The sequence below is a fragment of the Sphingomonas sp. 7/4-4 genome (assembly GCF_027941955.1).
In the GTDB taxonomy this organism is placed as follows: Bacteria; Pseudomonadota; Alphaproteobacteria; order Sphingomonadales; family Sphingomonadaceae; genus Sphingomonas.
Genome location: NZ_CP115960.1, coordinates 3,298,476 through 3,312,041 on the forward strand (window position 1 = coordinate 3,298,476; position 13,566 = coordinate 3,312,041).

Consider the following 13,566-nt stretch of genomic DNA (forward strand, 5'->3'; position numbering starts at 1 on the left):
GGAGGCTTTTGCACTGCCGCGCAAACGCGGTATCGCCTCCCCGCAATGGATCTCTATCTCCCCATCGCCAATCTCTCGGTCAATGCGCTGGTGATCGTGGCGCTCGGGCTCGGCGTGGGGCTGCTCTCGGGGATGTTCGGGGTCGGCGGCGGATTCCTGACCACGCCTTTGCTGATCTTCTACGGCATCCCGCCCACCGTCGCCGCGGCATCCGCGGCGAGCCAGGTGACCGGCGCCAGCGTCTCGGGCGTGTTCGCGCATTTCCGGCGCGGCGGAGTCGACGTGCACATGGGGCTGGTGCTCGTCGCCGGCGGCGTGATCGGCAGCATCGCCGGCGCAGTGCTGTTCCGAATGCTCCAGGCGACCGGCGTGATCGATACCGTGATCGCCATCCTCTATGTGCTGATGCTCGGGTCGATCGGCGGGCTGATGCTCCACGAATCGGTGACCGCGGTCCGCGTCGAGCGCGGCGCTCGCCCGCCGAAACCCCGCAAGCGCCGCCACCATCCGCTCGTCGCGATGCTCCCCTTGCGCTGGCGCTTCTATCGCTCGGGGCTCTACATCTCGCCGCTCGCCCCTTTGCTGCTCGGCTTCTTCACCGGCATCTTGACCGTGCTGCTCGGGGTAGGCGGCGGCTTCATCCTCATTCCCGCCATGCTCTATCTGCTCGGCATGGGCACGTCGGTCGTGGTTGGGACCTCGCTGTTCCAGATCCTGTTCGTCACTGCCGCGGCGACGATGGTCCACGCTACGACCACCAAGGCAGTCGATATCGTCCTCGCCGTTTTGCTGCTGCTCGGTTCGGTGACCGGCGCGCAGCTCGGCGCCCGTCTCGCCCAGAAAGCGAAGCCAGAATATCTGCGCCTCGCACTGGCGCTGATCGTGATCGCCGTGGCGCTGCGCATGCTGCTCGGGCTCGCCTGGCGCCCCGACGAGATCTTCTCGGTGGAGCTGTTGTGAAACGGCTCGGCGCCATCCTGATGGTGCTCGGCGCGCCGCTGCTGATGGGGCAGGCCAAGCCCGTGCTCGTCCCCGACGTCTCGCAGCGCGATATCGAGATCGCTTATTCGTTCACCGGCGCGGAGCTCCTGCTGTTCGGCGCGATCCTCTATCCGCGCGGCCGCGCCCCGATCCCGAGGACGGGCCCGTGGACATCGTCGTGGTGGTCAAGGGGCCGACCCAGTCGATCCTCGTGCGCGAGAAGGCGCAGCGGGCAGGCATCTGGCTCAATGCCGAATCGATGCGCTATCGCTCGGCACCGAGCTTCTATGCGATCGCCTCGCCGCGGCCGATCCGGAAGATCGTCGATGAGCGTACCCGCGCCATCTTCGAGCTCGGCGTCGACAGCCTCCAGCTTTCGCCGGCCTCCGGTGCGGTTCCGGAAGTGCAGCAGCGCTTCGATCGGGGCCTCGTCGATCTGCGCACGCGCAGCGGCCTTTATTACGAAGCTCCCGGCGCCGTGGAGATCACCGGCGGCGTTCTCTATCGCGCGCGCCTCGCCATACCGGCGCGCGTGCCCGTGGGGCGCTTCACTGCCGAGACCTTCCTGATCCAGAATGGCCGTGTGCTCGCCGCGGCGGTGCGGCCGATCGACATCCGCAAATCGGGCTTCGAACGCTTCATCGCCAGCAGCGCGGAGCATTACTCGATTTCCTACGGATTGATCGCAGTGGCGCTGTCGGTATTGTTCGGCTGGGGAGCGGGCGCGATCTGGCGGCGCTTCTGAATTATCAGACAACCTAAAATTTACGCTCCCATGCGCATGATGCTCCGCACAACCCCGGGGAGTATCCGATGGAAGGTCAGTTCGGCGCGCGCGCCCTGGATAACGCCGTGCCCGTTTCGTCGGGAGACGCGGCCTCGCCGCGCGTCCAGGCCCGTCCGATCGGCGCCGTGCTCGAGATCGCCGGATCGTCGAGCCAGGTGATGTTCGACCCCGCCGAGATCGAGGCGCTCGCCACCAGCAGCGACGTCGCGGTCGCCAATGCCGGGCAGGTGGGCAGCCAGGTCAAATTGCGCGTCGGCAGCATTTGGCTGATCGCCAATGTCCGTTCGCTGCGGCTCGATGCCGGCGGTGACCGGATCCTCGCGCAGGTCGATTTCCTCGGCGAAGGCGACGAGGAGAAGCTCACCGGCAAGCTCTACAAGTTCCGCCGCGGCGTCACGCGTTATCCGACGCCGGGCTGCGCGGTGTTCCCGATCTCGACCGCCGATCTCAAGCAGATCTACGCCGCCGACGATCGCGCCCATATCGAGATCGGCAATGTCTATCCGACCAAGGATATCCGCGCCGCGCTTTATATCGATTCGATGCTCGGCAAGCATTTCGCATTGCTTGGGTCGACCGGCACCGGCAAGTCGACCGCCGCGGCCCTGATCCTCCACCGGATCTGCGAGCTTTCGCCGCAGGGTCATATCGTGATGATCGATCCGCACGGCGAATATGCCAGTGCGTTCAAGACCACCGGCGCGCTCTACGACGTCTCGAACCTGCAGATGCCGTATTGGCTGATGAATTTCGAGGAGCATTGCGAGGTGTTCCTCACCACGCAGGGCTCGGACCGCCAGGTCGATGCCGACATCCTCGCCAAATGCATCCTGCTCGCCAAGGGCAAGAACCGGCTCGCCCAGGAATTCGGCAAGCTGACCGTCGATGCGCCGATCCCCTATCTGCTCTCGGACCTCACCCAGATCCTCCAGACGGAAATGGGCAAGATGGACAAGGCGACCGATACGGGCCCCTATCTCCGGCTGCGCAGCAAGGTCGACGAGATCAAGGGCGATCCGCGTTACGCCTTCATGTTCTCCGGCATGCTGGTCGCCGATACGATGGCGAACTTCCTCGCCCGCGTCTTCCGTTTGCCGGGTGACGGCAAGCCGATCTCGATCGTCGACGTCTCCGGCGTGCCGAGCGAGATCACGTCCGTGGTCGTGGCCGTTCTCTCGCGCATGGTGTTCGATTTCGCGATCTGGTCGCGCGGCGAGGCCAAGCGGCCGGTGCTGCTGGTCTGCGAAGAGGCGCACCGCTACGTTCCCAACGAGCGCAACGCCGATGGTTCGTCCGTCGGCCGCATCCTCAGCCGGATCGCCAAGGAAGGCCGTAAATACGGCGTCTCGCTGGGGCTGATCACGCAGCGTCCGTCGGACCTCGCCGAAGGCGTGCTCTCGCAATGCGGCACGATCCTGTCGATGCGGCTCAACAACGAACGCGATCAGGCCTTCGTCAAGGCGGCGATGCCCGAAGGTGCGCGCGGCTTCCTCGATTCGATCCCGGCTCTGCGGAATCGCGAGTGCATCGCCGTGGGCGAAGGTGTCGCCACGCCGATCCGCCTGCTGTTCGACGCGCTCGAGGACGGCAAGCGTCCGGCGTCCGATGATCCTCTGTTTTCCGAATTGTGGCGCGAGACCGGCGGCGAGGAACTGATGCTCGAACGCACGATCAAGCGCTGGCGTTCGCAGGGAAGTAATCCCGACGCGCCGGCCGGGCCGCGCGATTCCCGGCGTCAATTGCCGCTTGGATCTGCCAGATCGGGGAAGAGCTGTTCGATAGCGCCTCGCAGGTCGTCGTTGCCGGGAAGCAGGCCATGATGATCGAGCAATCGCTTCACTAACGCTGCCTTGTGCGGACCGACGCCCGGCATTGCCTCGAGGCCGGGAAGGTTCGGGTCGCGAAGCCGTTCCGCCACATCTCCGAGCGTCCGGTAGCCCGCCGATGTCAGCTGCCGGCGTAATCCCCATGGCAATATGGACTGGTTCACCGGGAAATCACGAGCGGTAGCGTTCGGCGTCGTGCGCAGCAGCCGCGTGCCGCCCGCTTTCTCTCGCGAGAGGGTTCGACGAACATGGCCAAGTTGGGCGGAGCTAAGCCCGAGCTGGCGTGCGATCTGTCGGTACGTACAGCCGGATGCGCGCAGCGCGCGGGCTTCTTCCACATTGAGCGTGGCTTGCTGCGACGGGCTCAACATTGGTCCCGATTCGTCCCTTTGAAGGTGCCGGCGGCTTGTTGTGGAGTTCGTCGAGCTTGCGATAGTCGGCGCACGCTCAGGCGGACCTCAGTCCTCGTCCTTCTCCGCCCCGCGCCCCACCGGCACCGACAGGAGCTGGCCCAGCTTCGAGCGGAACTCGCCGAGATCGCTGCCGGTCAGCTGGCGCATCGACGTGAACGCCACCGAGCGCGGGTTTACCGCGACGCCGTTCTTGTAGAGCTCGTAATGGAGGTGCGGGCCGGTCGAGAGACCGGTATTGCCCACCGCGCCGATCACCTGACCCTTGCGCACGCTCTGTCCGCTGCGCACTACGATCCGACTGAGATGGCCATAGCCGGTGCCGAACGCGCCGCCGTGATCGAGCTTGATGAAATTGCCGTAGCCCGAGCTGCGTCCCGCGAACTGCACGACGCCGTCGGTGGCGGCATAGACCGGTGCGCCCCAGGGTGCGGCGATGTCGACGCCCCGGTGCATCCGCGTATAGCCGAGGATCGGATGGCGGCGCATGCCGAACGCCGAAGAGAAGCGGCCGTTGGTCGGCATCGCCATCATGCCGGTCTTGTTGCCCTTGCCGGCACCGTCGAACCATTCGATCTTGCCGTTCGATTCCCACGGCATCATCTGGACCCTACTGTCGCAGCCGCTGACGCCGGCATAGAGCAGATTGCCGAGCTGGACCTCGCCGGTGGCGGCGCGCGCCTGCTTGACGATGATGTCGAACTTGCAGTTCGAGCCGAGCCGCGCGACGGGCACGCGGGTGGCCAGCGTGCGGATATAGGATTCGACGGCCTTGGCCGGCGCGCCGGCGGCGCGCGCCGAGCGATACAGGCTCGATCCGACCGCGCCCTGCACGCGCAGCGGCGTATGGTCGATCGCGATCGGGATGACCTTCAGGTTGAGCGAGGCACCGACCCGAGTGATCTCCATCCTCTTGTCGAATGCCGCGCGCAGCTCGAGCCGCTCCAGCGGCCGCGGCTGCGATTTCTCGGGACGCCTGCCGAGCTGATAGTCGAGCAAGGTGCTCTGGATCTCGCCCAGCGGCATCGCGCTCGAAACGAGCTGGCCGACCTGGGTGGCGTCCGTCTTGCCGACGCCGGTGCGCTGGAGGACCGAGACCAGCGCCGCGCCGAATGCGAGCTTGGCGGTTCCCTCGATAATCGGGCGTTCGGGCGTATCGGTCAGCGGCGAGACGAGCTTGGTCGCGGCGACGCGGTAGCCGCTGGTCGCGCCCTGGGCGAGCGGTGTGATCGCCTGCGCGCGGGCAGCGTCCCATTCGGCGCCGCTAAGCGCGGGCGCGACGGTGCCGTAGATCGGGGTTTCGAAGCCGGGTGCCATCAGCACGGTCAGCGCACACAGGCCGATGCAGGTGGCGACGCCGCGATACCAGGTGAGCGAGCCGATCCGCGCGCCGAGATCGGGCGCCAGATCGAGATCGGCGAAGAAGCGGCGCTTGAGCTGAGTGCTGAGGGCGGTGCCGGGCACAGCGGCGAGCGCAGGCGTGGCGATGCCGCCGCCGCCGAGCTCCAGGCCATGATCGTTACGCAGGAACAAGGCGCGATGCCCCCGAAAACTCCGTCGTCGAATGTGCCGCCACCCCCGGCGAACACCGGATCACTGTGGAAGAGAGCGATTAAAGTCAAATTAAGCAGCCCATTCCGTTCCCCTGACTCCGGCGATCTGTGCACATGCCGGGACCAAGGGAATCCTCATGTTTGAATGTCCTAATAAATCAACATGGTTAAGGGACCTTTGCAATCAGGGGTGTTGCTTAAGGGCTGACTCGGAACGATGTTGGTTGGCGACATGAGCCAGTTCGCGCGTTCGCCGGTCACTGCGGTGCTCGGCCCCACCAATACCGGCAAGACCCACCTCGCGGTCGAGCGGATGTGCGGCCATGCCAGCGGCATGATCGGCTTCCCGCTGCGGCTGCTCGCGCGCGAAGTCTATGACCGTGTCGTCCGGATGAAGGGCGTGGAATCGGTCGGGCTGATCACCGGCGAGGAGAAGATACTCCTCCCAAAGCGAAATGGCTGCTGTGCACCGCCGAGAGCATGCCGCTGGAGAGGAAGTCGCGTTCGTCGGCCTCGACGAGGCGCAACTGGGTGCCGACCCCGAGCGCGGGCATGTCTTCACCGATCGGCTCCTGCGCGCGCGGGGATATGCCGAAACGATGATATTGGGGTCGGATTCGATGAAGCCGATGCTCAAGGCACTGGTCCCCGACGCCGAGGTCATCGGCCGCCCGCGCTTTTCGACGCTCAGTTATGCCGGCGCGAAGAAACTTTCGCGCCTCCCCGCCGCTCGGCGATTGTCGCCTTCTCCGCCGAGGAAGTTTACGCGGTTGCGGAGGCACTCAGGCGCCTGCGCGGTGGTGCTGCGGTGGTGATGGGAGCGCTCTCCCCGCGCACCCGCAACGCCCAGGTGGCGATGTTCCAGGCGGGCGAGGTCGACTATCTCGTCGCCACCGACGCGATCGGCATGGGGCTGAACATGGATGTCAGCCATGTCGCCTTCGCCTCGCTTTCCAAGTTCGACGGCCGCCGCCAGCGCCGCCTCACCGTGGCCGAAATGGCGCAGATCGCGGGTCGTGCGGGCCGTCACCAGAAGGACGGAACGTTCGGCGCGCTCCACGATGAGGGCCCCAGCGCCTTCACGCCCGAGGAAGTGCTGGCGTTGGAGGCGCACAAGGTGCCGCGGCTCGAGCATCTCTACTGGCGCGAAGGCGAACCCGATTTCGCCAGCATCGATGCGCTGGTCGGCAGTCTGGAGGCCCGGCCGCATGAGGAGGTGCTGCGCGCGGCGCCTGAGGCAGTCGATCTCGCCGTGCTCAAGCGGCTGGCGGAGGAGGATTGGGTGCGCGCGCGGGTGCGCTCGTCCGGAATGGTGATGCGGCTCTGGGCAGCGTGCGGGCTCCCCGATTTCCGCAAGCTCGGCGTCGATCCCCATGCGCGCTTCGTCGGGCGCCTTTTCGGACATCTTTCCGAAGCCAATGGCCATGTCCCGCACCAATGGTTCGCCGACGAGATCCAGCGGCTCGACAACATGGCCGGCGATGTCGAGACGCTCGCCGGGCGCATCGCCGCGGCGCGGAGCTGGGCCTATATCGCGCACCGCGCCGACTGGCTGCAGGACCCGATCCACTGGGCCGAACGCACCCGGGCGATCGAGGAGAAATTGTCGGACGCGCTCCACGCCAGCCTGACCCAGCGTTTCGTCGACAAACGCACCACCGTGCTGCTCCGCCAGATCGGCGCGGACGCCTCGAACCTGCCGGTGACGATCGGGCCCGAGGGCGAAGTGAGCGTCGAGGAGCATCCGCTCGGCACGATCGAGGGCTTCCGCTTTACCGTCCAGCCCGACGCGCGCGCCGCCGACAAGCGCATGCTGCTGGCGGCGGCGGAGAAGCGGCTCGCCGGCGAGTTCCGCAGGCGCGGCGAGGCGCTGATCAACGCGGAGGATTCGGAGCTCACACTCTCCGTTCGCCCTGAGCTTGTCGAAGGGCAGCCCTTTCTTCGACCGAGGTGCAGAGGAAGAACGGCCCTTCGACAAGCTCAGGGCGAACGGTGTTGTGGGGTGGCGTTCCTGTGGCAGGGCTCAAGCCCGGCACAAATCTCGTCCGCCCCAGGATCGTGCTCGATCGCGCGCTCGACATACTCGATCCGCTGGTGCGCAACGCAGTGCAGGCGCGACTGGAAGCCTGGTTCGCCGCGCAGGTCGCGCGACACCTGCCGACATTGTCGAAGCTCGACGCCGCGAGCCGCGATCCCGAAGCCGGCGGGCCGCTGCGCGCGCTCGCCAATGCGCTGCTCGATACCGGGGGCTGCTACCCCGACGGGCGGCGGCGGCTTTGGTCGAGGGCTCGACGCCGATGCGCGCAAGCGTTTGCGCGCGATCGGGATCACCATCGGAACGCTCGACCTGTTCGCGCCGGGCCTGCTCAAGCCTGCAGCGGCACGGTGGCGCCGCGAATTGATGGCGCTGGCCGAGGCGCCGCCCGAGGGATCGACGGTATTGCCCCGCAATGCGCCGGGCGCGGATCTCGCGCATGGCTTCCGTCCGCTGGGCGCGCAGGCGGTGCGTATCGATCTTGTCGAGCGGATCGCGCGGGCGGCGCATGACGCGCGGCAGGGGCGGAAACCCTTTGTGCCCGATCCCGCGCTGGCTACTTCGATCGGCCTCACGCCCGAGACGCTGGCGCGGCTGATGGCGCAGCTCGGCTTCAAGACTGCAAGGGCGCGCGAAAGCGAGCCGCAACGCTGGATCTGGCAGGGGCTGACTCCCGTCGCCACGCCCAGGGCCGCGCCGACCGACAACGCTTTTGCGGTGCTCGCCGGATTGCGCGGTGGCTGACGGCGCGAGCATCCGGCTCGACCGCTTCCTGTGGTTCGCCCGGCTCGCGAAGACGCGCAGCGCTGCGCAGGCGATCGCCGAGAAAGGCACGCTCAGGCTCGACGGGCGGCGGATCGAGCGCTCGGCGGCGCCGGTGCGGATCGGATCGATCATCGTCTTCCCGCTCTTTGGCAAGGTGCTGGCCTTGCGCGTCGAGGCATTGCCGAAGCGGCGCGGCCCCCGGCCGAGGCAGCCGAGCTTTACACGCGTCTGGAAATCCAGGCGCCCAGAAACGTTGACGCCGCAGAATCCGGGGCATAGCAGGGGCGCGCGTTACAGACCTTTTGCCGCTCAGGGAGCCGACCTGCCATGACCTATGTCGTCACCGACGCCTGCATCCGGTGCAAGTACATGGACTGTGTCGAGGTGTGTCCGGTCGATTGCTTCTACGAGGGCGAGAATATGCTCGTCATCAATCCCAGCGAGTGCATCGACTGCGGCGTCTGCGAGCCGGAATGCCCCGCCGAGGCGATCCTGCCCGATACCGAGAACGGCCTGGAGAAGTGGCTCGAGCTCAACAAGACCTATTCGGAGGAATGGCCCAACATCACCCAGAAGGGCGACGTTCCCGCCGATGCCGACGCGATGAAGGGCCAGGAAGGCAAGTTCGACAAGTATTTCTCGACGGAGCCCGGCACCGGGAGCTGATCGGGCCGCCCTCCGGGGACCTCGAAATCCAGCCGCGCCGCGCTTGCGCGACGCGACTGACCGCAAATCTTCGCCGCAGTGCACATAAATGTGCACCGGTGGTGACGTGCGGCTGGTAATTTTATTGCAACCGTGTTAAACAGGCTGCGACGGAAGCGTTTACGCGCTTTCCGCCCGGAGAGCATACGAGTTAGTCCCGAAGCCGCTTGCCCGACGGCCTGGCGCCGCCGGGCCAATGCCGCACTGTTCGGGGCGGGTTTATTCACGGAAAGGTTCCTCGCACATGGCTGCCAAGGCGCTGTCCTTCGATGTCGGCGATTATGTCGTTTACCCCAAGCACGGCGTGGGCCGTGTGATCGAGCTGCAGAAGCAGGAAATTGCGGGCATGCAGCTCGAACTCTACGTCCTGCGTTTCGAAAAGAGAAGATGACGCTCCGCGTTCCGACCAACAAGGCCGAGAGCGTCGGCATGCGCAAGCTTTCCAGCGACAAGACGCTCAAGGAAGCGCTCGAGACGCTGAAGGGCAAGCCCAAGGTCAAGCGGACCATGTGGTCGCGCCGCGCGCAGGAATATGAGGCCAAGATCAATTCGGGCGACCTCGTGTCGATCGCCGAAGTGGTCCGCGATCTGTTCCGCGCCGACGACCAGCCCGAGCAGAGCTATTCGGAGCGCCAGATCTTCGAAGCGGCCGCGTCGCGCCTCGCGCGCGAGCTGGCTGCGATGGAAGAAGTGGACGAGCCGACCGCGCTCGAGAAAATCCTCGACATCCTGCGCAAGTCCGCTGCGATCTGGAACAAGGACAAGGTCCCGGCCTGACGCGCGCGCAGATGTCGCGATTTTGTGACTTTTGGACAGGGGCGGACCGGCAACGGCCGCCCTTTTCCTTTGCCGATAGATGGTGTATTGCATAACCAACACACGAGTTCGGGAGAAGGAAATGCGTATGTTGCTGATGATCGCATCGTTGCCGCTGGCCGCGTGCCAGTCGAACTGGGAGAAAAAGGGCGAGGCCGCTCAGGCGAGCGGCAGCGGCGCCTCGCGCAGCTTCGCCGCGAGCGGCTTCGCCGGCGTCGAACTGCGCGGGCCGGACGATGTCGACGTCAAGGCCGGCCAGAACTTCTCGGTGACCGCCGAGGGCGATCCCAAGGTACTCGACAAACTCGACATCCGCGTCGTCGACGGCACGCTGCGGGTCGGGCGCAAGGATATGAAGGAGCAATGGTTCAACAACGACCATGGCGCGCGCATCCATGTCGTGATGCCCAGGCTCACTTCCGCGACGGTCAGCGGTTCGGGCGATTTGACCGCGCAGCGGGGCGAAGGCGATTTCGACGGCGCGATTGCCGGCTCGGGCAATCTCAGCGTGGCGGATCTCCGCGCCAATGCGGCCGACCTGTCGATCGCGGGCTCGGGCAACCTCAGCGTCGCCGGCAGCGCGTCGAAGCTCTCCGCTTCGATTGCCGGTTCGGGCGACATCGACGCCAAGCGCCTGACCGCCACAAGCGCCGAGGTCTCGATCGCGGGATCGGGCAACGTTCTCGGGACAGTGAAGGGCCCCGCCTCGGTCTCGATCGTCGGTTCGGGCGATGCCGAACTGGGCGGCGGCGCCAAATGCTCGGTGAATGCGGTCGGCTCGGGCGAGGCGCATTGCAGCTAAGGCTTGCCTGAAGGGGCGCGGGGGCGACTGTCGCGGCATGCGATCGCTGCTCCTCGCTCCGCTCCTGTTGCTCACCGCCGCCGCGCCGGCGGACGAGCGCAGCTTCATGGTCGGCAGCTTCGAGCGGTTGCGTGTCGACGGTCCGTTCGAAGTCGAGGTGGTAACCGGCTCGCCGCGCGCTACCGCCAGCGGCGCGCGCGGAACGCTCGATCAGGTCGCGGTTCAGGTCAATGGCGACACGATGGTCGTGAGCGCCGGGCCGCTGTCCTGGGCCAGCGCGAAGAGCGCGGCCGCACCATTGCCCAAAGTCCGTGTGTCGGTATTGGCGCTGCGCGGCGTGATGCTCAGCGGCGGCGCGCGGGTGCGAGTGGCGCAGATGCGTGGCGGGCGCATCGATCTGGTGCTGACCGGGTCGGGGAGTCTCGACGTCGCGGCGATCAAGGCCGACGATCTCAATGCGAGCCTGACCGGCACCGGCGCGATGACGCTGGCGGGTACCACGGCGCGCGTGATGCTGCGCAATTCCGGCGCGGGCTCGATAGATGCCGCCGGATTGACCGCCGGGGACGCGCGACTGACGTCGGACAGCAGCGGCCCTGTCCGCGTCAACGTCCGCTATACTGCGCAGGCCATGGCGATGGGCAGCGGCGAAATCGCCATATCCGGCAAGCCCGAATGCACGCTGCGTGGGTCCGGGCCGATGACGTGTTCGGGGACGATCCGGAAAAATTAGGCGGCGAGAGGAAGCGCAGCAGGCGATCGTCGAGCGCGACGAGCGCTTGCGCGCCGCGCCCCACTGCGCGGACGATCTCGGGATGATGCGCGTCGAGCCCGCCGGTGAGCGCGCCGAATGCGGGCAGGATCAGCTTGGTGGCAGTGGCCACGAAGCAGCGCCGCGAAACCTGCCGGCCGCGGATGCTGATCCGCAATTTGGGATGGAAATGGCCGGATAGCTCGGGGCGGATCTCGCCCGGCGCGGCCTCGTGGCGGAGGACGAGCCCGTCGACCTCGGCTTCTTCGAGGATCGTCCCTCCGCAATGATCGATCAGCAGTGAATCATGGTTGCCGGTGATCCAGCGCCAGTCGAGCCGCGCAGTAAGCCCGGTGAGAAGCGCGCGGGCATCGGCGGGAAGCCGTTCGCAGCCCGCCGAATCGTGGAAGCTGTCGCCCAGGCACCAGAGCTCGACTGCGCCGGTGCGTGTCACCAATGCCGACAGATCGGTGAGCGTCGCCAGCGAATCATAGGGCGGCAGCATCTGCCCCTTGCTGGCGAACCAGCTTCCCTTTTCGAAATGGAGATCGGCGACGAGTAGCGCGCGCCGCGCGGGCCAGTAGAGCGCCCCTTGCGCGAGCGCCTGAAACGCATGACCGCCGAACGAAAGGGGAACCATGCTCTGCCTATCCGGCTTCGCACCGGGCATTGTCAACCGTAGCCGCTTCAGGCGGTCTCGGTCTGCCTTGCCGGCTCCATCGCTCCCAGTCGCCCGAGGATCCGCACCCACGATCGAATGCCCTTGTGGAAGCTGTTGAGGTCGTACTTCTCGTTGGGCGAGTGGATATTGTCGTCGTTGAGCGCGAAGCCGACCATCACGCTGTCCATGCCCAGGATCGAGCGGATCGAATTGACCACCGGGATCGAGCCGCCGCTGGCGAGCAGTGCCGATTTGCCCCATTCGGCGTCGAGCGCGGCGCGGGTGGCGGCGAGCGGCGGGCTGTCGCTGGCGAGGCTGATCGCGCGTGATCCGCCTCGGACGTTGAACTCGGCGCAGCAGTCGGCAGGGAGGCGCGAGCGGACATGCGCCTCGAACGCCGCCCAGATTTGGTCGGGATCCTGATCGCCGACGAGGCGGAAGCTCACCTTGGCATGGGCTTCGGCCGGAATCACCGTCTTGAAGCCTTCGCCGGTATAGCCGCCCCAGATGCCGTTGATCTCCGCGGTCGGGCGCGCCCAGCTCTGCTCGAGCACGCCGACGCCCTTCTCGCCCGCGGGGACGCTGAGGCCGACATCGCCGAGGAACTCGCCGGCGTCGAAGCCGAGCGCGTCCCAGCTTTTCTGGACCTCGTCGCTCAAGGGGTGAACGCCGTCGTAGAAGCCGGGCAGCGTGACATGGCCGTCGGCGTCCTTGAGATCGGCGAGGATGTTGGTCAGCACCTGGATCGGGTTGCGCGCCGGGCCGCCGTACAGCCCTGAGTGGAGGTCGCGCGAGGGCCCGCGCACGGTCACCTGCCCGCCGGCCATTCCGCGCAGGCCGATGGTGAGGCCGGGCGTGGCAGTGTCCCACATCGAAGTGTCGCAGATCAGCGCGAAATCGGCCTTGAGCTCTTCCGCATTGGCCCGAAGGAACGGCTCTAGGCTCTCGGAGCCCGATTCCTCCTCGCCTTCGAACAGGATCGTGACGCGCACGGGTAGGCGGCCCTCGGTCTCCTTCCACGCGCGGCACGCCTCGATGAAGGTGCGCAGCTGGCCCTTGTCGTCCGATGCGCCGCGGCCGACGATCGCCTTGGTGCCGTCGGCGCGCGTCTCGAGCACGGGGTCGAACGGATCGCGCTTCCACAGCGCGAGCGGATCGACCGGCTGGACGTCGTAATGGCCATAGAACAGCACGTGCGGGCCGTCGCCTTCCTGATGCGCGACCACCATCGGATGGCCCTCGGTCGGCGCGACGCGCGCCTCGAAGCCGAGGCCGGTCAGCTCATCGGCGAGCAGTTGCGCGGCGACGCGGCACTGTTCGGCATACGCCGGATCGGTGGAGATCGATTGCACGCGCATCAGCGCGAACAGGCGATCGAGGCTGTCGTCGATATGGGTCTCGACATAGTCGAGTGCGGGCGTCGAGTCGGTCATGGCGGAGGGCTACGCCGGGAGCGCGGGCGTAGCAAGCGACC

Annotated in this window: 8 protein-coding genes and 5 pseudogenes; 9 read left to right on the top strand and 4 right to left on the bottom strand. The window is 66.7% G+C overall.

The window, feature by feature from the left end; all coding sequences use genetic code 11:
- Positions 1-45: 45 nt before the first annotated feature.
- From PIB19_RS16695 to PIB19_RS16705, 3 genes and pseudogenes are all read left to right on the top strand, one after another.
- On the top strand, positions 46-960 hold the full coding sequence (locus tag PIB19_RS16695; protein ID WP_271238245.1) for a sulfite exporter TauE/SafE family protein: 915 nt from the start codon (positions 46-48) through the stop codon (positions 958-960).
- Between the two features lie 44 nt (positions 961-1,004).
- Positions 1,005-1,726, top strand: a pseudogene (locus tag PIB19_RS16700) (TIGR02186 family protein).
- 68 nt (positions 1,727-1,794) lie between these two features.
- Positions 1,795-3,588 (top strand): ATP-binding protein, encoded by a 1,794-nt coding sequence (locus PIB19_RS16705; RefSeq protein WP_443018635.1) that lies wholly within the window; start codon positions 1,795-1,797, stop codon positions 3,586-3,588.
- Here PIB19_RS16705 and PIB19_RS16710 read toward each other — a convergent pair.
- Entirely contained in the window at positions 3,504-3,962 is a 459-nt protein-coding gene (locus tag PIB19_RS16710; protein WP_271238246.1) for a hypothetical protein, read from the bottom strand. The two genes, PIB19_RS16705 and PIB19_RS16710, sit on opposite strands and share 85 nt — an antisense overlap.
- A gap of 90 nt (positions 3,963-4,052) precedes the next feature.
- Positions 4,053-5,537 carry a M23 family metallopeptidase gene (locus PIB19_RS16715; RefSeq protein WP_271238247.1) on the bottom strand — a complete coding sequence of 495 codons (1,485 nt, stop codon included), beginning with the start codon at positions 5,535-5,537 and terminating at the stop codon, positions 4,053-4,055.
- 252 nt (positions 5,538-5,789) lie between these two features.
- Here PIB19_RS16715 and PIB19_RS16720 point away from each other — a divergent pair.
- From PIB19_RS16720 to PIB19_RS16745, 6 genes and pseudogenes are all read left to right on the top strand, one after another.
- Positions 5,790-8,336: pseudogene (locus PIB19_RS16720) on the top strand (helicase-related protein).
- Positions 8,329-8,562: pseudogene (locus PIB19_RS16725) on the top strand (S4 domain-containing protein); the annotation flags it as partial. The pseudogenes PIB19_RS16720 and PIB19_RS16725, both read left to right, overlap by 8 nt.
- Before the next feature lie 122 nt (positions 8,563-8,684).
- On the top strand, positions 8,685-9,023 hold the full coding sequence (gene fdxA / locus PIB19_RS16730; RefSeq protein WP_271238249.1) for a ferredoxin FdxA: 339 nt from the start codon (positions 8,685-8,687) through the stop codon (positions 9,021-9,023).
- A 283-nt stretch (positions 9,024-9,306) separates the two neighbouring features.
- Positions 9,307-9,839 (top strand): annotated as a pseudogene (locus PIB19_RS16735) (CarD family transcriptional regulator).
- A 121-nt stretch (positions 9,840-9,960) separates the two neighbouring features.
- Positions 9,961-10,680 carry a head GIN domain-containing protein gene (locus tag PIB19_RS16740; RefSeq protein WP_271238250.1) on the top strand — a complete coding sequence of 240 codons (720 nt, stop codon included), beginning with the start codon at positions 9,961-9,963 and terminating at the stop codon, positions 10,678-10,680.
- Positions 10,681-10,717: 37 nt separating this feature from the next.
- Positions 10,718-11,413 (top strand): GIN domain-containing protein, encoded by a 696-nt coding sequence (locus PIB19_RS16745; protein WP_271238251.1) that lies wholly within the window; start codon positions 10,718-10,720, stop codon positions 11,411-11,413.
- 10 nt (positions 11,414-11,423) lie between these two features.
- Here PIB19_RS16745 and pdeM read toward each other — a convergent pair.
- Positions 11,424-12,071 (bottom strand): annotated as a pseudogene (gene pdeM / locus PIB19_RS16750) (ligase-associated DNA damage response endonuclease PdeM); the annotation flags it as partial.
- Positions 12,072-12,118: 47 nt separating this feature from the next.
- Positions 12,119-13,525, bottom strand: coding sequence for a M20/M25/M40 family metallo-hydrolase (locus tag PIB19_RS16755; protein WP_271238252.1), 1,407 nt, complete (start codon positions 13,523-13,525; stop codon positions 12,119-12,121).
- Between the last annotated feature and the right edge of the window lie 41 nt (positions 13,526-13,566).